Below are 20,840 nucleotides of genomic sequence, written 5' to 3'. Positions count from 1 at the left end.
GTACGAAAAAACTATCGTGCAGCGGAAAAAAATATTTCAGGCCGGCACGATCGAGACCCAATACCGCGTCATGCGCTCGATACGCACCGGCAGCGTGCGCGCTACCAGGGTCAAGGCTGCGTCGGTGTCATCCAGCGAAAAGCTGCCTGTGAGGCGTAACCCTGAGACCTGCTCGTGACAACGTAAAACACCGGGACGATAACGCGAGAGTTCCGCCACCAAGGCATCCAGGCGCAGGCGATCCGCCGGCAGAATCCCGCGCAGCCAGGCCTGGGCGACCAGCAGGTCGGGGCGGCTCGGTACGCCGATACCCAGGCGGTCCACCCGTGCCTGCCATCCGGCCTCAAGTGAAGAGGACGTTGGCTGGCCGCGTGAGTGCACCTGCACCTGGCCGCCCATGACGGTGACCTGCGTGCCCTGCCGGTCATGGCGCACTTGCAACTGCGCATCGCGGCTCTGCAGGATCGCGTCCGGCGTGATCAACTGCAGCGGGCGCGATTCTGTTCGCACATTCAAGGCCAGCTCGCCCTCTATCATCTGGATGCGCCGCACCTGGTCATTAAAATCCAGGTTCACCGCACTGGCCGTGTTCAGCCATAGCGAGCTGCCATCCACCAGGGTCCACTGGCGACGCTCGCCTGTTCCTGTGCGGTGGTTCGCCAGCGCGGCGCGCACTGGCGTGGAACCCGCGCCTTGCCAGGCAACTGTGCCAACCGCACCAAGGACCAACAGGCGCTTGAGCAACTGCCGACGTTTCTGCATGTCCGGCCCAGCCGACGCCAGTGCCCTGCGCGCGGTGGCGTCGCGCAAAAGATTCGCTCCGGGCTGCTGCAACAGCGGCAAGCTGGCGACACGTTGCCAGGCCTGTTCATGCTCATCGCTCGCCTCGCGCCAACACTGCAATGCTTCCAGATCAGGCGCACTCATAAGCCCGGACTGCGTCCTGACCAGCCAATCAATGGCGATATCGCGCACCTGCGGATTAATCTCGGCCCTCATTCGAAACGGCTCGCATAGCACACACTGAATGCCTTGCCCATGGCCCGTTGCACTTGAGCCACAGTCAAACCCAACTGCGCAGCGATCTGCGGATACGTCAGGCCGTCGAGCTGAGACATGAAGAAAATCTGCCGTATGCGCTCAGAGAGGCCAATCAACAGCGAGTCGAGTTGCAACAAGGTTTCGATCACCAGATACCGGTCCTCGGGTGACGATTCCCCCCCTTCGGGCCGAGCAGCCAACGCTTCAAGATAAGCCCGCTCGATCTCCTGGCGGCGCCAGCGATTGACCAGCAGTCCATTGGCAATCGCCGCGAGAAACGCCATGGGCTGGCGCAACTCGCACACCTGCTGGGGGGCGCGCAGCACACGGATGAACGTGTCGTGGGCCAGATCCTCGGCGTCGGCACTGTGCCCCAACCGCCGGTTCAGCCAGCCCTGCAGCCAGCCGTGATGATTCTCGTACAACTGTTCGACGGACGATGTTGGGCTGGCATCCTGCATGTGAGGCTCGCACTGCGTGAATGATAATGCTTCTCATCGTATTGATCGGGCGCATGGTTGTACAGTGTTTACACCTGTTTGATGGGGTGGAATTCTCCGTCCATATTCCTGACGGCCTTTTAATTACCCTGGCCGGGTTTGTTTTCTTGCAGTTGCCGATATTCATTCAAACGCCAAATAGCACCAAGCCCCGAGTTACGGGGCTTGGTGCTGTGGTGCGCTTCGCGGTCACCTTGCAAACTAGAGGTCGCTCGATACGGATACGCAGTGATAACCAGCTCCCGGCAATCGAGTACTGGAGACGCTTTCCCTGCATGAGGGAACGCTCCAGCATTCCCAGGCTGTTGAGAATGTGGAAGACGGCTGCCTCCCTCAATTCCCAATCAGTGGCGTTGCCGGCATCAGTATCTGCAATGTCTTTCTGCACGGCTTTAAATGCCAGCACTCAGCGGTCACGTAGCGGCTCAAAGCCCGCTGCAGGGTGGTATTGACGATCTCGGTCGGTCGCCCGCGCCAGTTGATCCAACTCGCTGAAAAGTTCGGGCTTTACTCAGAAAGATAGAACGGGAGAGGCTGCCATTAACGTTGTTCCACACGTGTTCTGTATGCACTGTGTACATGGTATGCGGACGTTATGCTTCGGCTGGTAGTCGGCCACCAATAGCGGTTTGTCGGTTTGGGGAAGGATTTACAGGCGAGCGACTGGGTTGTATTAACCCAGAAACAACAAAGCCCTCACATTTCTGTGAGGGCTTTGTTTTGTATGGTGCGGCACCAGGAGTCGAATAGCATCATATTGGCTTGTTTTTTATAAGGATTCATATGGATTTTTAAGGGGCTATCTCAAAAAATACCCTTTAACCCGCCATGATTTTATTGCCAGTATGAATCCTGCGGATTAGGATTAAGTGGTAGCAGTGCAGTATATTAAAAATGTAATAATAAAAAGTCATGCTTTTGCAAGAAAAGGTATAGGGGTTTCTATTGGCGGTCTTTCCAAGCGAGCAGAAATAAATTACTCGCAGGCCTGATGCTGGGATAAAAATTACTTGATGATTGTGCAGAGTTCTTCTTCTAGTGAAGAAAGAACTACAATGCTTTGATCTTTCAAGGAAAGGAGCTCCAGTACTGATTTTATATTTTGGTTCAAGCGGCTCTTAAATTGAGGGGCGTTTACGAGACCGATGTCAATTTTTGTCCAAGTTAAGCAGGCAATTACGTAACACATAAACTCTTCCCCGCTTAAAACGGAGAAAGGATATCTGTCTATATGCTTAGAGCTAAGAATTATATTTTTTAATTCTATTTCTTTGTCTAGATTGCTCATAGCGATGAACCTTATTGATTTGGCGGCTACGCTCGGTTCATCGCTTAAAATGTTTGGAAACATAACGTCGTATCCTGATATATAGTTACTTTTTGGATTCGGCCCAAAGTTTACTGCTTATTCCGAAATTATCATAAGGTAATTTATCAATAAAATCAAGTTTTGAGCCGCCGTTCTTAAGGTTCCAATAATTGCTCAAAATGTTTCTGATGGCATCTGATTCTAATTGATCTATATTATGGGTTGATATTTTTTGGGATTCTTCAATTATGCTTTCAAAAATGTAATCGGCGGTAGGAGCTTTCCTCCAGGAATCTATTTCATCTTGGGAGTTGGTTTGTAAGATCTCATCTACACGCACGAAGTCTCGCTTATATAAGTGCAGTGAGTCAGTGAAGTGTCGCTGGACTCCTAAAGGCAAGCCTAACTCCCTAGCGATATAGCGTTGTATTATGTTGAAAACAAAGGCATTATAAGGGATTCCTAAAAACACGTCGTTAGAGCGGTTCATAACTGTCATGTCGAGGTGCTTGTTACGGATTTTAAAGCAAATTGAAATGTTGCACGGAATGTCACGGGATGTATTGTTTTCAAGGTCGTCTGGGCTGTACAGCGTAATTACGGCCCGTCTCGAGTTTTGTTCGGTGGACAGCAGTCTAATGACTGAATCCATCTGATCCCTCCCGAAATACTTTCTTATTCTATAGCCATATGCACCGTTTAATGAATGACCGTCGTCTGAATACTTATTGTAACCTTGGATGATTTTATTTAGTCCGTCAAGATTGTTGTCTCCATTGAGTATCCATGCTGCCTCTATTATGGCGAAGTAAGGGTTATAGTTTCTATTCCTTAATGTCAGGAATTGATCTCTAGGGTTTGTGAATTCAAAATATGCAGGCCCTAAATCAAACACTTGGCCCACTCTTGAGTCGGATACCTGTCGTTTGTTTGCGCTAAAAGACTTTAGTGCGGATAGGTAGACGCTGTTAATGCTCTCTCCGGAGAATACGTGCATTATGAGGAGGTCCTGAAGCGAAGTTTGTTTTTTTCAATCTTATTCAATACGGCATTTTCAATGTCAATGTCAGCTTGGTTAGAGATTTTTATTAGGTAAATGAATACATCTGCCAGCTCTTCGCTCAATTCCAACTTTGCTTGATTCCAGCCAAAATCACCACGGGTGACTTTCTTCAAGGCATTGCAAAACTCACCGACTTCTCCCGCTAGGCACACTGCCAGGTGTTCAAGGTCTGAGATATTATTTTCAGTGATCTCAATATAAAATGGTTGCTTTGCTCCTTCGTGTCCCAAGTCAAATTTTTTTTGAATTTCCTTCAGTTCCGCAAGTGATTTGCTCATCTTTCAAGCTCCTCTGCAATACTATTTAACTTGCTTTGAAACTCTTTATTTAGATTTTCAATGTCAGGGTGGTGTGAATCGCGCTCCCTCAATTTTGAGAGCTCGTCTGCAATGTGGATAGCCTTTTCAGCGTCAAGAGTCATTGCTCTCTTATTGACAGACTTAAAGGGGTCTTTATTAATACAGATAATTAAGTTTCGGATCGATGCGGTTTCGATGACCGTCGACGGCAAGCTTTTTTCCCTTAGCATGTCGGCTACTTTGCTCTTGTTTTCGAGTAAAGTAGTGTAGAGATCAATCGGGTGGACTCTATCGATCTCTGGCACAGTTAGTGTGTTAATAGTTCGGTTTATGTATGCTCTAAATGCAAATACTGTAATATTGACTCTTTCAAAGGTTCTAATGGCTTTGTGAATTTCGCATATTTTTAGGCGTAGTTCTTCTAGATTAATTCTAAAGAACTTGGATACTTCAAGGGCTCTAAAGTAAGAGGTGCAGTAGAGAGTGTTTTCGTGAATGTTACACTGCATTATCATAAATGAAGGTATAGGCCTATCGCCGGTACCTGAAATGTGTTCTTGTGCAATTAATGAAAATAGAGCCCTGTTGCTGGTGTTCTTGTGTTTAAGTTCGTGAATTATATGGTCGAGTCCGTCTTTAATGTGCTCCCCATGATTGATCTGTAGCTCAACAGGTTTTTCGCGAGCAGCCCAGCGAGTTGCCTCTTCAGTAACGTCGGCGAGTGGCTTGTTCTTGAGGTCTGCCATGCTGATAATGTGTGAAGATACATAGTTAAGCGAAAAGTTCTCGCTCACTTCCTGCTCTGCATTTCGGGCAATGTCTTCTAGTGAAGCTACTTGGGTTGCTTCAATTATCAATTGTTCTCTCCACGTGCTCGACAATTTTTCTGTGAATACTTTCGACTTTATCGGTTGCGTTTAAAATAAGCAGATCACCCTGGTAGCTTTTGAAGAATGAATCGTAATTCTCTTTGGCCTTAATGAGTTTTCCGCTATTCTCGTATTCATCTTTGAATACTCTCTCATCTATCCTTGAAACCGATACGGCGGCTGGGTTGTCCAGATAAATAACCAAGTCAGGGTTGGGGAATCTGTCGTTGAGTGTTTTTACAAAATGCGCGTCGCTTTCAGTTGTGCAATGGTAGGCGTAAGATGAAAAGAAATACCTTGTGGAAATTACAATGTAGCCTTTATTCACCAGGCTGATAACGCCATCGACAGAATTGAAAAGGTGGTCGTGCCGATCGGCGGCGAATAGATATGCCATCTGCTCATCAAAAAGATCGGCTGTCGGTACCAAAGGGTTCTGACCCTTAGGCATGCTTACGCGGCCTTTGAAAATCTGTCTAATCAAATCCCCAATTGGCCCGTTTGACGGTTCGCAAGTCAGATGAGGCTTTTTCTCTTTTCCAGAAAAATATTTATATAGTAATTGTGATTGAGTCGAAGTCCCCGACCCATCAATACCTTCGAATACAATAAATTTGCCTTTCACTTGATTACACCTGTTGTTAATAATCCAGGAACCTCGTCAGGGGTCCAAATCACTGGAGTGGCTGTGCCTGATTCGAGGTCAATTATCGTGATCCCGTTACTGTAGCCTCTCCCATGATAGCTCATAGATCTAGCGGATAAAATTCTTATTTTATTCTGTCCAACAACTAAGTCTAATTTCGAGTGCTGATGCCCATGTAGAACATAGTTGAAGCTTGCTTGGTCAAGGTTATAAAGGAATCGGTAAGCATTACGAGTGGTTGAGGTGTCATTAAGCTCTTGCCCGATTAAGTGATGATGTGTAATCGCGACTCTTCGGCTGCAGTGCTTAAGTGTAGATATCTCTTTGTCTAGTAAAGAAAATGTAGAGTCTGGAATGTTTCCATAACGATGATCTAAATGAGACGCAGAATTCACAAGCAAAAAACATGTATCTTGGATAGTGAGTAGAACTGAGCTATTGTTTGCAAATTCTATGGCGTTGTCTCGCCTTAAGGTGTAAATAAAGCGATCAAATTCTTTAAATGGTTCTCCGTCACTTGCAATGTCGTGGTTGCCTGGGCAGGCGACTATATTGGATCTTGAGATTTTGCAGCTGTCTATTACTTCGCTAAAAAACCTTTCTGCATCTCTATAGCCTTGCTGAGAGGCTTTGTAGGTTATGTCTCCGCTAATGACTAGTATTTTCTCCTCATCTATTTCATTGATTTGCTTAATCAATGCTCTTTTTATAGATCCTCTGTCAAATGTTGGAGACGGATCGCCGAAATGTGTGTCCGATATGTGGATTATTTTAGTTGGCATAAATTTTTATCAATTGAGATTGTTTTTTGGTTTAATGCAGGTTCACTGCTCAAGTGGAGCAGTGTATCAATTTTTCCTAACTAGTCCTCCCTAAACACTGCTCAGTCAAGACCACCCGGCCCTCCAACTGAAACCATCATATTTCGCTGTCTGTTACGAGATCTCAAAACTGTCCCCACGTCTTCCCGCCAAAAATGCTGAGTGTTATCAGGGATCAAGGCCCCTGCGACCTGTGAGGGTGTCCACTGACGCGGGACTGGCGGCTCCTTACGACCGGGAGCAAGGGCATCTCATGATCTGGCCTCCTGAGCACCGATACCGGTGGGCGGGTGGAGGCTGCACTGGCTGACGAGACCGGCGCCGCGAGATCTTGAGTCAGGTGAAGGCAGTGAAGCGATGACCGGGGCGTGCCTGACTGTCAGTCAGGTGCAGTCCATTCCGTGGGCTGCGGCACCATCATCTGCATCGCTGTTGCTGGTGACTTCGGTGTTTGTCACGCCGATTGTCACGAGGGGGAATGCCGCAAAGCCTTGTACGAGTTGGGCTGCAGCAGCGGTAGGAGCGCCCGTCTCTTTCCGGAAGAAAGAGACGGGCGCAGGTTGGCGCACGGGAATGGCCAAGCGGATAGGTTGCTGCAGGGCAGCTATGAAAGGGGATGAGTTGCCGCAGTGGGCACACTGGTAAAAGTAGGCCTCCATCACATTGCTGTGACCGTGCGAGCCGCCGGACGCTAATCGCACTTTGGGAGAACCACCACCGTGTGGCGTAGCCTTAAAGGTTCTGGCTACCTGGGTTGCTGTCGACGACAGCGCTTTGCCCGATCTTTTCTACGCCTGTGGATAATTCGGGTCAAGACTCCAATTTTCAGGAGTTCTGCGGCTGTGGATGAAATTATCCACCGGTGGAAATCAGTGGTTTTCCACAGACAGTTGTGTGGGCTTTAGATTTTTTAAGTGAGGTCCATCCAAGAAGGGCGGCTTTGCAGCCCTGTTTGGATGGACCCGCGTGGACAAGCGGATCGCTGAGATATGAAGACCGAGCGCTTACTCAGTTGCGCCACGTTTTGCTTTTAGGCGAGTGACGTTCGCTCCGGTCTGGTTCGCGAATTCGTGTGGAGTGACATGTTCCTGCCGGTTGGCCTCCAGGTACCGGCTCCACCAGTTCATGATCAGCCTGCGCTCCTCGATGAACTCGGCCTTGTGGATGTAAGCGGCGCGGACGTTGTTGCGCTCCTTGTGGCTCATCTGCCGTTCAATGGCTGTCTCCGACCACAATCCTGACTCGATCAGTGCGCTGCAGGCCATCGAACGAAACCCATGCCCGCAGATATCGGTTTTGGTGTCGTATCCCATCGTCCGTAGCGCGTTGTTCACGGTATTTTCGGACATGGGCTTCCAGGGTTTGGCATCACCTGCGAACACCAAGTCAAATTTTCCTGTGATTGTGTGGATCTGCTCAAGCAGGGCGACCGCTTGCGGCGATAAGGGTACAAGATGGATATCGCCTGCCATCTTCGTACCCCTTGTAGAAAAGGGTACACCTTCCAACGCTGGTCGCGTGTCGGGTATCTCCCAGGTGCCGCGCTTGAGGTCGAACTCGCTCCAGCGGGCGAAGCGCAGCTCGCTGGAGCGTACAAACACATGAAGCGACAGCATCACCATCAGACGGGTAAGTGCTCGGCCTTTATAGGTGTCGATCCGCTCCTGTAGCTCTGGCAGTCGCGATAAGGGTAGAGCGGGGCGATGTACTACCCGCGGGGCTTTGATCGAGCCTTCGAGGTCGTAAGCAGGGTTTGCAGTGATAAGCCGGAGGCGTTTTGCCTCACGCATGATGCTCTGCAGGTAGTTTTGTACCCTTAAAGCAACGTCTATCGTTCCGCGCTTCTTGATCGCCTCTAAGGGCTGCATGAGGTCATGGGTGTCGAGGTCGACAATGGCGCGGGCGCCGATCAGCGGGAGCACGTGGGTTTTGAGGCGGCTCATCACAGTCTTGGAGTGGCCTGGTGCCCACTTGGCTGACATTGCTGTGTGCCAGTCCAGCGCAACGCTTTCAAAGGTTCTGCCTTTGATAACGGCTTCCGCCTTGGCTTGGTGTTTGGTCTCTATGGGATCAATGCCATCCGCCAGCATTCGCTTGACCTCCAAGCGCTTGCGGCGCGCATCGGCGAGGCCAATGACGGGGTAGTTGCCGAACGAGGTCAGTCCTTCCCGTCCGTCAGGTTTGACGTAACGGAGCCGCCAGCCTTTGCGGCCATTGGGTTGGACTAGGAGATAGAGGCCATCGCCGTCGAAAAGCTTGTAGGCGCGGTCTGTAGGTTTTGCCAAGCGGCAAGCTGCGTCGGAGAGCGGAGCTGTGGTGCGCGACATAAGGGTACTCCCTTTTATCGAAGTGACCTGTATCCCAAACTCTACCCTTAAAACGGTTGGAATCCACCAGTTTCTGACGGAAACCGATGGAACGCCAAAACGAAAAAACCCGCCAAAAGGCGGGTTTTTCGGGGATTCCAGAGATTTTGAAAGCCTTCTCTGGAACCTTGTATGGTGCCGGCACCAGGAGTCGAACCCGGGACCTACTGATTACAAGTCAGTTGCTCTACCAACTGAGCTATACCGGCGTGTTAGGGCGACGATTATAGCGATTGGCAACGTTCTGTAAACCCCTGAATTCTGACTATTTTTGCAGAACCCGAGCTTTTTTCACGAACGCCCCTTTTTCCGGCAAGCACGGGTAGGATTCTTCTCTCGCCGCCGGGCGGCCTGGCCGGTGCGATCTTGAGTTCATCCCTGCCTAAGGAAGCCCCACGTGAAACGGATTCTCTCCCTGTGCCTCATCCTCCTCGCCGCCGCTCTCAGCGCGTGCTCCACTACCAAGCCCGGCAACGACCCCGCGCTGGTCGGTACCTGGAAAGGCCTGCGTTCGGAAACCGGCAACTGTCAGTTCCTGTCGTGGACCAACCACCTCAAGGCCGATGGCCGTTTCACCATTACCTTCTTTCGCGATGCGCAGCAGACGCAGGTGATTCAGACCGAGCAGGGTTCGTGGTCGGCGGCCGACGGTAAGAACGAGTTGCGCACCGATGGGGTGCGTTCGCCGGATGTGTACGCCTATAAGCTGGTGGATCCGGACACCGTGCATTACGTGAGCATGGCAGCGGCCCCTACCAGTGATTGCCAGGGTGATTATGAATTCACCGAGCGGCGGGTTCATCAATAAGCCTGAGCCAATGCCCGCAGGCTGACGATGGTCAACGCGTTTGCGCTCGTGCTGGGTATCCTCTTGGTTCAATGGGTGGGGTCATTGAGGGTCGAGGAAGTGTCCAGCGGCGTGGGTTTTGCTTAGTTGTGCATAGACGTCGCGGGCGACCGCCGGGTGGGTTTTGCCTTGAATCCAGCTGCGGTTTGCGTATTCTGTCGCGCGATATGAATAGTAGGTTTAATCGCAAAATCGTGTAGGCAAATTTTCGAGACAGATTTGAGGCAATGGATTATTTGTTTGTGGGTATGTCAGATTTGTGCCGTTTTTGACCAGCAGGCCAACAAAAATCACGATAAATCAGTGCAAGTTCATGTTCTTACAAGGAATGCATTTTTTTCGGCGAAATAGTCATAAAAATGGCGCCAGGCCGTTCGTCGGATAAGATCGAGCTAAAAGCATCAAAATACTGACACCATCAATGTGATATCACAGAATGCCTCGGCCAACACATAACTATAAAAATACAAGGTCAGCTCTTCGCTGACCTTTTTATCGCCTTTAAAGCGCAAACCAGGTGGGGAGGGGCAGTGAGTGAGTCGAGCAGATGACATTTCAAAACTATTCAACAAGCTGGGTGCCAACCCGAATGGCTACCGCGAAATCGACTTTATCCATGAGTTTATCGAGGACGAAGTAGAGGTCCTGGAAAGCCCGGAGGTTGTTGCTCCCCCGCCTGCAGTGGCAGCTCTCTTGGACGAAGCCCCATCGGCCCCGTTGTTGCGTTTGCTCGAAGAGCTGAACCATGGCGCCGCCGACCACCTGCCACGGTCCGAAGTGGTACCGGGCACGCAAGGCGAGGTGTATTCGGAGCAGTCCACGCCGAAAGTGGTGGTGGTGGTTTCGGTTAAAGGGGGCGTCGGCCGTAGCACCTTGTCTGCTGCAATTGCCAGTGGCTTGCAGCGCCAGGGGCACCCGGCGCTTGCCCTCGACCTGGACCCGCAAAACGCCCTGCGTCACCACTTGTGCCTGGGCCTCGACTTCCCCGGCGTCGGCGCCACCAGCTTGCTTAACGAAAGCTGGGAAGCCCTGCCTGAGCACGGCTTTGGCGGTTGCCGCCTGGTGGCGTTCGGTGGCACTGACCACGAGCAGCAGCAGAGCTTGAATCGCTGGCTGGGCCAGGATCCGGAGTGGCTTGGCAAGCGTTTGGCCAGCCTTAAGCTGAACGGCCAGGACACGGTCATCATCGACGTACCGGCCGGCAACACCGTGTACCTCCGTCAAGCCATGTCGGTCGCCGACGCGGTGCTGGTGGTGGTGCAGTCGGATGTGGCGTCGTTCAGCACCCTGGAGCAGATGGACAGCGTGCTGGCGCCATACCTGCAACGCGCAAAACCGCCACAACGCTTTTATGTGATCAACCAGTTGGACGCCGCCCACCGCTTCAGCCTGGACATGGCCGAGGTGTTCAAGACGCGCCTCGGCAGTGCCCTGCTGGGCACGGTACACCGCGACCTGGCGTTCAGCGAAGCCCAGGCCTACGGGCGTGATCCCCTCGACCCTACCGTCAACAGTATCGGCTGCCAGGACGTCCACGCCCTGTGCCGCGCCTTGCTCGAACGCATCGACTCGGACCTTCCATGACCGACAATACGTCCTCCACGCCCTTCGTCGAAGGGCGCGCTGAACAGCGCCTGAATGGCGCCATCGCGCGCTTCAATCGCTGGCCTGCGGCGCTACGTACGGTGCTGGTATTTGCCAGTTGCGTGCTCGGTGCCCTGCTGTTTTTTGGCGTTATCAGTGCGCCGCTGGACCTCTACAGCCAATGCCTGTTTGCCGCTGTGTGCTTCATGGCGGTGCTGGTGCTGCGCAGGATCCCGGGGCGCCTGGCAATCCTTGCGCTGGTGGTGTTGTCGCTGGTGGCCTCGCTGCGCTACATGTTCTGGCGACTCACCTCCACCCTGGGCTTTGAAACCTGGCTCGACATGTTCTTCGGCTACGGCCTGGTCGCCGCCGAGTTCTACGCCCTGATCGTGCTGATCTTCGGCTACGTACAAACCGCCTGGCCGCTGCGTCGCACTCCGGTGTGGCTCAAGACCGAGCCGGAAGAATGGCCGACGGTGGATGTGTTCATCCCCACCTATAACGAAGCGTTGAGCATCGTAAAGCTGACCATCTTCGCCGCCCAGGCGATGGACTGGCCCAAGGACAAGCTGCGCGTGCACGTGCTCGATGACGGCCGCCGTGATGACTTTCGCGAGTTCTGCCGCAAGGTCGGGGTCAACTACATCCGTCGCGACAACAACTTCCACGCCAAGGCCGGCAATCTCAACGAAGCGTTGAAGGTCACCGACGGCGAATACATCGCGCTGTTCGACGCCGACCACGTGCCGACGCGCTCCTTCCTGCAAGTCAGCCTGGGCTGGTTCCTCAAGGATCCGAAGCTGGCGATGCTGCAAACGCCGCACTTCTTCTTCTCGCCGGACCCGTTCGAAAAGAACCTCGACACCTTCCGCGCCGTGCCCAACGAGGGCGAGTTGTTCTACGGCCTGGTGCAGGACGGCAACGACCTGTGGAACGCCACCTTCTTCTGCGGCTCGTGTGCGGTGATTCGCCGTGAGCCGCTGCTGGCAATCGGCGGAGTGGCCGTCGAGACCGTGACCGAAGACGCCCACACCGCGCTCAAGCTCAACCGCCTGGGCTACAACACGGCGTACCTGGCGATCCCGCAAGCCGCGGGCCTGGCCACGGAAAGCCTGTCGCGCCACATCAACCAGCGGATTCGCTGGGCGCGGGGCATGGCGCAGATCTTCCGCACCGACAACCCGCTGCTGGGCAAGGGCCTCAAGTGGGGCCAGCGCATCTGCTACGCCAACGCTATGTTGCACTTCTTTTATGGTTTGCCGCGTTTGGTATTCCTCACCGCGCCGCTGGCCTATTTGGTCTTTGGCGCGGAGATTTTCCATGCCTCGGCGCTGATGATCGTGGCGTATGTACTGCCGCACCTGGTGCATTCAAGCCTGACCAACTCACGCATCCAGGGCCGTTTCCGGCACTCGTTCTGGAACGAGGTGTACGAGACCGTACTGGCCTGGTACATCCTGCCGCCGGTGCTGGTGGCGCTGGTCAACCCCAAGGCCGGTGGCTTCAATGTCACCGACAAGGGCGGCATCATCGACAAGCAGTTCTTCGACTGGAAGCTGGCGCGCCCTTACCTGGTGCTGTTGGCCGTGAACCTGGTCGGCCTGGGCTTTGGTATCCATCAGTTGATCTGGGGCGATGCGTCCACGGCCGTGACGGTGGCGATCAACCTGACCTGGACCCTCTACAACCTGATCATCACCAGCGCCGCCGTAGCCGTGGCCTCGGAGGCGCGCCAGGTGCGTTCAGAGCCGCGCGTCAGCGCCAAGCTACCGGTGAGCATTATCTGTGCCGACGGCCGTGTGCTGGATGGCACTACCCAGGATTTCTCGCAGAACGGCTTCGGCCTGATGCTCACCGATGGTCACTCGATCACCCAGGGCGAGCGCGTGCAACTGGTGCTTTCGCGCAACGGCCAGGACAGCCTGTTCGATGCGCGCGTGGTGTTCAGCAAAGGGGCGCAGATCGGCGCCCAGTTCGAACCCCTCAGCCTGCGCCAGCAAAGCGAATTGGTACGCCTGACCTTCTCCCGCGCCGACACCTGGGCCGCGAGCTGGGGCGCCGGCCAACCGGATACGCCGCTGGCGGCCCTGCGCGAAGTCAGTTCCATCGGCATCGGCGGCCTGTTCACCCTCGGCCGCGCCACCCTACACGAACTGCGTCTGGCCTTGAGCCGCACCCCCAAAAAACCGCTTGATACGCTGATGGACAAGCCATGACCTCGAAGATTTTCGCTCGCCCTCATCCGCGCCGTGCACTCGCGCTGATGATCGCCTCGCTGATGGGTTTCAACACCCTGGCGCAAGCTGCCGAGCAAGCGGTGACCACCGTGCCCGTGCAAAGCACCGACAACGGCTACAGCCTGACCCTCAAGCAATTGGGGCGTCGCGACACCATGAACCTGCAAGGGGTGGAGTCTTCCGACAGCGTCAACTTCGACATTCGTGCCGACGAAGTGGTCAAGGGCGCGCAACTGTTGCTCAAGTACAGCTACTCGCCGGCGTTGCTGGCGGACCTGTCGCAGATCAACGTGCTGGTCAACGGCGAAGTAGCCGCCAGCCTGGCGTTGCCCAAAGAGGGGGCCGGCACTCAGCAGGAACAACTGGTGCAGATCCCGCCGAAGTTGATCACCGAATTCAACCGCTTGAGCCTGCAGTTCATCGGTCACTACACCATGTCCTGCGAAGACCCGTTGCACAGCAGCCTGTGGGCCAAGATCAGCAACAGCAGTGAGCTGAAAGTGCAGGTCGAGCCGATCGTCCTCAAGGACGACCTGGCCGTGCTGCCGCTGCCATTCTTCGATAAGCGTGACGCGCGCCGGGTGAGCCTGCCGTTCGTGTTCGCCACCGCGCCGGACAGTGCCGCCCTGGAAGCGGCCGGTGCGTTGTCGTCTTGGATCGGCGGCCTCGCCAGCTACCGTGGCGCGACCTTCCCGACCACCCTCGGCGAGCTGCCGGCCAAGGGCAATGCCATCGTGCTGGTGCAAACCGCCGAAGCCATGGATGTGCACGGTGTCGCCATCGCCAAGCCGACCGGCCCGACGTTGACCCTGATCGCCAACCCCACCGACGCCAATGGCAAGCTGCTGATCGTCACCGGCCGTGACGCGCAAGAGCTCAAGCGCGCCGCCACCGCCGTGGTGCTGGGTAGCCCGGTATTGGCCGGCAACAGCGTGGTCATCACCAAGCTCGAAGCCCTCGCGCCGCGCCGTCCCTATGACGCCCCGAACTGGCTGCCGAGCAACCGCCCGGTGCGCCTCGGTGAGTTGGTCGAGCAGCAGAAACTCAGTGTGTCGGGCTACAATCCCGGCGCCATCAGCGTCGACATGCGCCTGCCGCCTGACCTGTTCAACTGGCGCGAAGAAGGCGTGCCGCTGCACCTCAAATACCGTTACACCCCCCAGCAGGTGTCGACCAATTCCGCGCTGCTGATCGGTCTGAATGACCAGTTCATGAAGTCCGTGGCGCTGCCGTCGGTGACCAACCTGGGCGGCGGTCAAACCCTGCTCGACCAGTTGAAGAAAGACGAAAGCCTGCCCCGTGAAGTGACGACCCTGTTGCCGATCAGCTCGGCATCGCCCAAGTCCAAGCTGCAGCTGCGCTTTATGTACGACTACATCAAGGAAGGCGAATGCCGCGACATTATCGTCGACAACATGCGCGGTTCCGTCGATCCGGACTCGACCCTCGATGTCACCGGTTACCAGCACTACATCGCCATGCCTAACCTGGGTGTGTTCAACGACTCCGGTTTCCCGTTCACGCGCCTGGCCGACCTGTCGGAATCCGCCGTGGTCATGCCGGACAACTTCGGCACCGATGAAATCACCGCTTACCTGACCGTGCTCGGCCGCTTCGGCGAAGCCACCGGTTACCCGGCGACTGCGGTGAAAGTGGTACAGGCCAAAGATGTGCAAAGCGTCGCCGACAAGGACCTGCTGGTGCTCGCCACCGCCGCCAACCAACCGCTGCTCAAGCAGTGGCAGCAGTACCTGCCGGCGACCAGCGATGGCGCGCAGCATCAGTTCCTGTTGTCGGACCTGCCGCGTTATGTGCGCAGCTGGGTCAGCCCCGATCCGGCGGCCAATATCCACAAGGCCAATACCGGGATCACCTTCAACAGCTTGAGCAGCAGCACCTGGCTGGCCGGTTTCCAATCGCCGCTCAAGTCCGGGCGCAGCGTGGTACTGATCGCCAGCAACCAGCCGCAAGGCCTGCTGGAAGCTACCTCCGCCCTGATCGGCGGCGACGACTACAAAGATTCGATCCAGGGCAGCCTGGCGGTGGTGCAAGGCACGCAGATCAGCTCGCTGGTGGCGGACGAGCAGTACTACGTCGGCAAGCTCAACTACTTCAAGTTCATGCAGTGGCAACTGTCCCAGCACCTGGGGTGGATGCTGTTGATCACCTTCCTCAGCCTGGCGGTGGTCACGTCGCTGATCTACCTGTCGCTGCGTGCCCGTGCAAAACGGCGGTTGGCATGAGCCCGCTGCGTAGCATGGCCCTGATAGCGCTGGGCTCGCTGATGTGTGCTGGTGTGGCGCAGGCACAGAGCTGCGACTGGCCGTTGTGGCAGAACTATGCCAAGCGCTTCGTGCAGGACGACGGCCGCGTGCTCAACTCCTCCATGAAACCTACCGAGAGCAGCTCGGAAGGGCAGTCCTACGCGATGTTCTTCGCCCTGGTCGGCAACGACCGTGGCAGCTTCGACAAGCTGTGGACCTGGACCAAGGCCAACATGTCGGGGGCCGATATCGGCCAGAACCTGCCAGGTTGGTTGTGGGGCAAAAAGCCTGACAACACCTGGGGCGTGATCGACCCCAACTCTGCCAGCGACGCGGATTTGTGGATGGCCTACGCCCTGCTTGAAGCGGCCCGCGTGTGGAATGCACCGCAATACCGCGCCGATGCGCAATTGGTGCTGGCCAATGTGGAACGCAACCTGATCGTGCGTGTGCCGGGCCTGGGCAAGATGCTGTTGCCGGGGCCGGTGGGTTACGCCCATGCCGGTGGTCTGTGGCGGTTCAACCCGAGCTACCAGGTGCTGGCGCAGCTACGTCGCTTTCATAAAGAGCGGCCGAATGCCGGCTGGAACGAAGTGGCCGAAAGCAACGCGCGGATGCTCGCCGACACCGCCAGCAACCCCCATGGCCTGGCGGCCAACTGGGTCGGTTACCGTGCGACCAGTGCCAACACCGGGCTGTTTGTGGTCGACCCGTTCTCCGATGACCTGGGCAGCTACGACGCGATCCGCACCTACATGTGGGCCGGCATGACCGCCAAGGCCGATCCACTCGCGGCGGGCATGCTCAAGTCCCTGGGGGGCATGTCCCGGGCGACGGCTGCGGCGGCCACCGGCTTTCCGCCGGAGAAAATCCACGTCACCACCGGCGAAGTCGAGAAGAACAACGGCTATTCGCCGATCGGCTTCTCGGCGTCGACCATTGCCTTCTTCCAGGCCCGTGGCGAAACCGCCCTGGCACAACTGCAAAAGGCCAAGGTCGACGACGCGCTTAACAAAGCCCTGGCGCCCTCGGCGCCGGACAGCGCGCAGCCGATCTACTACGACTACATGCTCAGCCTGTTCAGCCAAGGCTTTTCCGATCAGAAGTACCGTTTTGAACAAGACGGTACGGTCAAACTTTCCTGGGAGGCAGCATGCGCCGTCACACGCTAGCCATTGCGATTCTCGCCGCCCTGGCCTCGACCGCCAGCTTCGCTGAAACCAGCGACCCGCAGTCCCTGCTGATCGAGCAGGGCTACTACTGGCAGGCGAAGAAAAACCCCGAGCGGGCCCTGGAGACCTGGCAGAAACTGCTTAACCTGAGCCCCGAGCAGCCGGACGCGCTTTATGGCATCGGCCTGATCCAGATGCAGCAGAACCACCCGGCCGAGGCGCAAAAGTACCTGGCCCGACTGCAAGCGCTGAGCCCGGTGCCGCGCCAGGCGTTGCAGCTGGAGCAGGACATCACCGTCAACATGCCGGAAAATGCCAAGCTGCTGGAGCAGGCGCGTGAATTGGGTGAGCCCGAAGACGAGCGCGAAAAGGCCGTGGCCTTGTACCGTCAGATTTTCCAGGGCCGCCAGCCCCAGGGCCTGATTGCCCGTGAGTACTACAACACCCTGGGTTTTACCGCCAAGGGCACCAATGAGGCCATTGCCGGCCTGCAGCGCCTGACCCGTGAGCGGCCCAACGATCCGATCGTTGCGCTGTTCCTGGCCAAGCACCTGGCACGCAACCCGGCAACCCGGCCGGACGGTATCCGTGCGTTGGCCAAGCTGGCCTCGAACAACGATGTGGGCGGCAACGCCGATGAAACCTGGCGCTTTGCGCTGGTCTGGCTCGGCCCACCGAAGCCGGACCAGGTGTCGCTGTTCCAGCAATTTCTCACCGTGCACCCGGATGACACCGAGATCCGCGCGCTCATGGACAAGGGCATCGCCCAAGGCAGGGGCGGCGGTGCCTGGCAGCGTGATCCGCAGATGACCAAGGCGTTCAAGGCCCTGGACGACGGCGACTTGAAAACCGCCGAGCCACTGCTCACGGCGCGCCTTGCGCAAAAATCCAATGACGTCGATGCCCTTGGTGGCATGGGCGTGTTGCGTCAACAGCAAGAGCGTTTCAGCGATGCGGAAAACTACCTGGTGCAGGCCACGCGCTTGCCCGGTGGCGCCGCGTGGCAGTCGGCCCTGAACGACGTGCGTTACTGGAACCTGATCAGCCAGAGCCGTGACGCCCAGCGCGCCGGCCGCGGTGCCCAGGCCCGCGACCTGGTGGCCCAGGCCGAGCGCCTGAACCCGGGCCAACCGGGTGCGGCAATCGCCTTGGCCGGTTTCCAGGCCCAGGACAACCAGTTCGACGTTGCCGAAGCCGGCTACCGCAAGGTGTTGGCCCGTCACCCTGGCGACCCGGATGCGCTCAGCGGTTTGATCAACGTATTGTCCCAATCCGGCCAGCCGGATGAAGCCCTGAAGCTGATCGACTCGGTGTCGCCGGCCCAGCGCGCCAAGTTTGCGCCGAGCGTGAAAATCAACGCGCTGCGCGCTACCCAGGTCGGCAAACTGGCCGAGCAGCGCGGTGACCTGAAGGCCGCGCAAGCCGCCTACCGCCAGGCCCTCGACGCCGACCCGGAAAACCCCTGGACCCGCTTTGCCCTGGCGCGCATGTACCTGCGCGACGGTCAGATCCGCAATGCGCGTGCCCTGATCGACGGCCTGCTCAAGACCCAGCCCAACCAACCGGATGCGCTGTACACCAGCACCCTGTTGTCGGCTGAATTGAGCGAGTGGAAACAAGCCGAGGCCACCCTCGGGCGCATCCCAACCGCCCAGCGCACGGCGGACATGAACGAGCTGGCGATCGATATCGCCCTGCATCAGCAGACGGACATCGCCATCGAAACGGCGCGTCGTGGCCAGCGTCCGGAAGCCCTGGCGCTGCTTGGTCGTTCCGAGTCGCTGACCCGGCAAAAACCTGAGCGCGTGGCGGTGCTGGCTGCTGCTTATGTTGAAGTGGGCGCCCCGCAGTTCGGCCTGGACATGATGCAGAAGGTGGTGGAGAACAACCCCAACCCGACTGTCGACCAGAAACTGCTGTACGCCAACGTACTGCTCAAGGCCAACAAGTACAGCGAGGCGGGCGAGATCCTGCGCGAAGTGCAAGACCAGCCGTTGACCGAGATCGGTCGCCAGCGCTATGACGATTTGATCTACCTGTACCGGGTCAAGCAGGCCGACGCCCTGCGCGAGAAGAACGACCTGGTGGCGGCCTACGACATGCTTTCCCCGGCCCTGGCCCAGCGCCCGAATGACGCATTGGGTGTCGGTGCCCTGGCGCGCATGTACGCGGCCAGCGGCAATGGCAAGAAGGCCATGGAGCTGTACACGCCGTTGATCCAGCAGAACCCGAACAATGCGCGCCTGCAATTGGGTCTGGCGGACATCGCCCTGAAAGGCAACGACCGCAGCCTGGCGCAATCGGCCAGCGACAAGGCCCTGGCGCTCGAACCGGGCAACCCGGAGATCCTCACTTCGGCGGCACGCATCTATCAGGGCCTGGGCAAGAACAGCGAAGCCGCTGAACTGCTGCGCAAGGCCCTGGCGATTGAAACCGCGATGAAGGCCAGGACCCAGGTGGCCCAGGCCGAACCTCAGGGCAAATCGTCTAACCCCTTCGTGGGCTTGCCGGGCCAGCGCCGCCAGGTCACCGACCTGACTGTCGCCGGCGCCGTGCCGCCGCCGATCGATGCACCGACCAAGACCGTCACGTCCAGCGCGTTTGCCAGCGCGACGTCCAACGACCTGAGCGACCCGTTTGTGCCGCCGTCGACCATCGCCTCCATCGACAGCCCCGAGCTGAGCCCGGCACGGCGTGCGCTGGATACCATCCTGCGTGACCGTACCGGGTATGTGGTGCAGGGCTTGAGCGTGCGCAGCAATAACGGCGAGAAAGGCTTGAGCAAGATCACCGATGTGGAAGCGCCGTTCGAAGCGCGCATGCCGGTGGGCGATAACACCATAGCGTTGCGCGTCACGCCGGTGCACTTGAGTGCGGGCAGCGTGGGCAGCGATGCGTTGTCGCGTTTCGGCAAAGGCACCACCACACCGGCGGGCTCCCAGAGCGACACCGGTGTTGGCTTGGCCGTCGCGTTCGAGAATCCGGATGAAGGTCTCAAGGCCGACGTCGGGGTCAGCCCGCTGGGCTTCCTCTACAACACCCTGGTGGGTGGCGTGAGTGTCTCGCGTCCGTTCGAGGCCAATTCGAACTTCCGCTATGGCGCCAATATTTCCCGGCGTCCGGTCACCGACAGTGTCACTTCCTTCGCGGGTTCCGAAGACGGCGATGGCAACAAATGGGGCGGCGTCACCGCCAACGGCGGCCGTGGTGAGCTGAGCTATGACAACCAGAAGCTGGGCGTCTACGGCTACGCGTCGCTGCATGAATTGCTGGGCAATAACGTCGAAGACAACACCCGCCTGGAACTGGGCAGCGGCATCTACTGGTACCTGCGCAACAACCAGCGGGACACGTTGACCCTGGGCATCAGCGGCTCGGCGATGACCTTCAAGGAAAACCAGGACTTCTACACCTACGGCAACGGTGGTTACTTCAGCCCGCAGCGCTTCTTCTCCCTGGGCGTGCCGATTCGTTGGGCACAAAGCTTTGATCGCTTCAGTTACCAGGTAAAAAGTTCGGTAGGCCTGCAGCATATCGCGCAAGATGGGGCGGATTTCTTCCCTGGCGAAAGTACGCTGCAAGCGTCCAGGAATAATCCCAAGTACGAGAGCACCAGCAAAACCGGCGTCGGCTATAGCTTCAACGCGGCGGCCGAATACCGTCTCAGCTCGCGGTTCTACCTGGGGGGTGAAATCGGACTCGATAACGCCCAGGATTACCGCCAGTACGCGGGTAATGCTTATCTGCGCTACTTGTTCGAAGACCTGAGCGGACCTATGCCTTTGCCGGTCAGCCCGTACCGTTCCCCTTATTCCAACTGAT

At 56.8% G+C, this 20,840-nt stretch carries 15 protein-coding genes and 1 tRNA gene; 6 read left to right on the top strand and 10 right to left on the bottom strand.

The window, feature by feature from the left end; translation table 11 throughout:
• Positions 1-36: 36 nt before the first annotated feature.
• The 10 genes from FX984_RS29565 to FX984_RS29510 form a co-directional block, all read right to left on the bottom strand.
• Complete coding sequence (locus FX984_RS29565) at positions 37-999, bottom strand: FecR domain-containing protein (protein WP_146476799.1); 963 nt, start codon at positions 997-999, stop codon at positions 37-39.
• A complete protein-coding gene (locus FX984_RS29560) occupies positions 996-1,502 on the bottom strand; it encodes a sigma-70 family RNA polymerase sigma factor (protein ID WP_092358685.1) in 507 nt (168 codons plus the stop codon). The genes FX984_RS29565 and FX984_RS29560 overlap by 4 nt, the downstream gene beginning before the upstream one ends.
• A gap of 1,045 nt (positions 1,503-2,547) precedes the next feature.
• On the bottom strand, positions 2,548-2,892 hold the full coding sequence (locus FX984_RS29550) for a hypothetical protein (protein WP_146476800.1): 345 nt from the start codon (positions 2,890-2,892) through the stop codon (positions 2,548-2,550).
• 22 nt (positions 2,893-2,914) lie between these two features.
• Positions 2,915-3,847: a thymidylate synthase gene (locus tag FX984_RS29545; protein ID WP_146476801.1), complete on the bottom strand. Its 933-nt coding sequence runs from the start codon at positions 3,845-3,847 to the stop codon at positions 2,915-2,917.
• Positions 3,847-4,191 carry a MazG nucleotide pyrophosphohydrolase domain-containing protein gene (locus FX984_RS29540; protein WP_146476802.1) on the bottom strand — a complete coding sequence of 115 codons (345 nt, stop codon included), beginning with the start codon at positions 4,189-4,191 and terminating at the stop codon, positions 3,847-3,849. The genes FX984_RS29545 and FX984_RS29540 overlap by 1 nt, the downstream gene beginning before the upstream one ends.
• A complete protein-coding gene (locus tag FX984_RS29535; RefSeq protein WP_146476803.1) occupies positions 4,188-5,069 on the bottom strand; it encodes a hypothetical protein in 882 nt (293 codons plus the stop codon). Before FX984_RS29535 ends, FX984_RS29540 begins: the two co-directional genes overlap by 4 nt.
• Positions 5,059-5,706 carry a dTMP kinase gene (tmk, locus tag FX984_RS29530; RefSeq protein WP_146476804.1) on the bottom strand — a complete coding sequence of 216 codons (648 nt, stop codon included), beginning with the start codon at positions 5,704-5,706 and terminating at the stop codon, positions 5,059-5,061. The genes FX984_RS29535 and tmk overlap by 11 nt, the downstream gene beginning before the upstream one ends.
• Positions 5,703-6,509: a metallophosphoesterase family protein gene (locus tag FX984_RS29525; protein ID WP_146476805.1), complete on the bottom strand. Its 807-nt coding sequence runs from the start codon at positions 6,507-6,509 to the stop codon at positions 5,703-5,705. Before FX984_RS29525 ends, tmk begins: the two co-directional genes overlap by 4 nt.
• Positions 6,510-7,552: 1,043 nt before the next feature.
• Positions 7,553-8,875: a tyrosine-type recombinase/integrase gene (locus FX984_RS29515; protein ID WP_146476806.1), complete on the bottom strand. Its 1,323-nt coding sequence runs from the start codon at positions 8,873-8,875 to the stop codon at positions 7,553-7,555.
• A 172-nt stretch (positions 8,876-9,047) separates the two neighbouring features.
• Positions 9,048-9,123 (bottom strand) — tRNA-Thr (locus FX984_RS29510).
• A gap of 188 nt (positions 9,124-9,311) precedes the next feature.
• Here FX984_RS29510 and FX984_RS29505 point away from each other — a divergent pair.
• The 6 genes from FX984_RS29505 to FX984_RS29480 all read left to right on the top strand — a co-directional run bounded on the left by FX984_RS29505 (position 9,312) and on the right by FX984_RS29480 (position 20,839).
• Complete coding sequence (locus FX984_RS29505; protein WP_146476807.1) at positions 9,312-9,722, top strand: hypothetical protein; 411 nt, start codon at positions 9,312-9,314, stop codon at positions 9,720-9,722.
• Positions 9,723-10,295: 573 nt separating this feature from the next.
• The gene (gene bcsQ / locus FX984_RS29500) at positions 10,296-11,345 is read left to right on the top strand and encodes a cellulose biosynthesis protein BcsQ (RefSeq protein WP_027605104.1); all 1,050 of its coding nucleotides are present in this window, start codon (positions 10,296-10,298) and stop codon (positions 11,343-11,345) included.
• Complete coding sequence (gene bcsA / locus FX984_RS29495) at positions 11,342-13,561, top strand: UDP-forming cellulose synthase catalytic subunit (protein WP_027605103.1); 2,220 nt, start codon at positions 11,342-11,344, stop codon at positions 13,559-13,561. The genes bcsQ and bcsA overlap by 4 nt, the downstream gene beginning before the upstream one ends.
• Positions 13,558-15,825 (top strand): cellulose biosynthesis cyclic di-GMP-binding regulatory protein BcsB, encoded by a 2,268-nt coding sequence (gene bcsB / locus FX984_RS29490; protein WP_027605102.1) that lies wholly within the window; start codon positions 13,558-13,560, stop codon positions 15,823-15,825. Before bcsA ends, bcsB begins: the two co-directional genes overlap by 4 nt.
• Entirely contained in the window at positions 15,822-17,018 is a 1,197-nt protein-coding gene (gene bcsZ / locus FX984_RS29485; protein ID WP_027605101.1) for a cellulose synthase complex periplasmic endoglucanase BcsZ, read from the top strand. Before bcsB ends, bcsZ begins: the two co-directional genes overlap by 4 nt.
• On the top strand, positions 17,000-20,839 hold the full coding sequence (locus FX984_RS29480; RefSeq protein ID WP_146476808.1) for a cellulose biosynthesis protein BcsC: 3,840 nt from the start codon (positions 17,000-17,002) through the stop codon (positions 20,837-20,839). Before bcsZ ends, FX984_RS29480 begins: the two co-directional genes overlap by 19 nt.
• The last annotated feature ends 1 nt before the right edge of the window (position 20,840 follow it).

It is taken from the genome of Pseudomonas marginalis (assembly GCF_008692035.1).
GTDB lineage: Bacteria > Pseudomonadota > Gammaproteobacteria > Pseudomonadales > Pseudomonadaceae > Aquipseudomonas > Aquipseudomonas marginalis.
Note: the sequence above shows the minus strand (reverse complement) of the source record. Positions and strands in the feature narration are given on the sequence as shown.

Excerpts from the sequence above, each read along its gene's own strand:
- FX984_RS29565 (WP_146476799.1), bottom strand. The coding sequence starts at position 999 with ATGAGGGCCGAGATTAATCCGCAGGTGCGCGATATCGCCATTGATTGG.
- FX984_RS29560 (WP_092358685.1), bottom strand. The coding sequence starts at position 1,502 with ATGCAGGATGCCAGCCCAACATCGTCCGTCGAACAGTTGTACGAGAAT.
- FX984_RS29550 (WP_146476800.1), bottom strand. The coding sequence starts at position 2,892 with ATGTTTCCAAACATTTTAAGCGATGAACCGAGCGTAGCCGCCAAATCA.
- FX984_RS29545 (WP_146476801.1), bottom strand. The coding sequence starts at position 3,847 with ATGCACGTATTCTCCGGAGAGAGCATTAACAGCGTCTACCTATCCGCA.
- FX984_RS29540 (WP_146476802.1), bottom strand. The coding sequence starts at position 4,191 with ATGAGCAAATCACTTGCGGAACTGAAGGAAATTCAAAAAAAATTTGAC.
- FX984_RS29525 (WP_146476805.1), bottom strand. The coding sequence starts at position 6,509 with ATGCCAACTAAAATAATCCACATATCGGACACACATTTCGGCGATCCG.
- FX984_RS29515 (WP_146476806.1), bottom strand. The coding sequence starts at position 8,875 with ATGTCGCGCACCACAGCTCCGCTCTCCGACGCAGCTTGCCGCTTGGCA.
- bcsA (WP_027605103.1), top strand. The coding sequence starts at position 11,342 with ATGACCGACAATACGTCCTCCACGCCCTTCGTCGAAGGGCGCGCTGAA.
- bcsB (WP_027605102.1), top strand. The coding sequence starts at position 13,558 with ATGACCTCGAAGATTTTCGCTCGCCCTCATCCGCGCCGTGCACTCGCG.
- bcsZ (WP_027605101.1), top strand. The coding sequence starts at position 15,822 with ATGAGCCCGCTGCGTAGCATGGCCCTGATAGCGCTGGGCTCGCTGATG.
- FX984_RS29480 (WP_146476808.1), top strand. The coding sequence starts at position 17,000 with ATGCGCCGTCACACGCTAGCCATTGCGATTCTCGCCGCCCTGGCCTCG.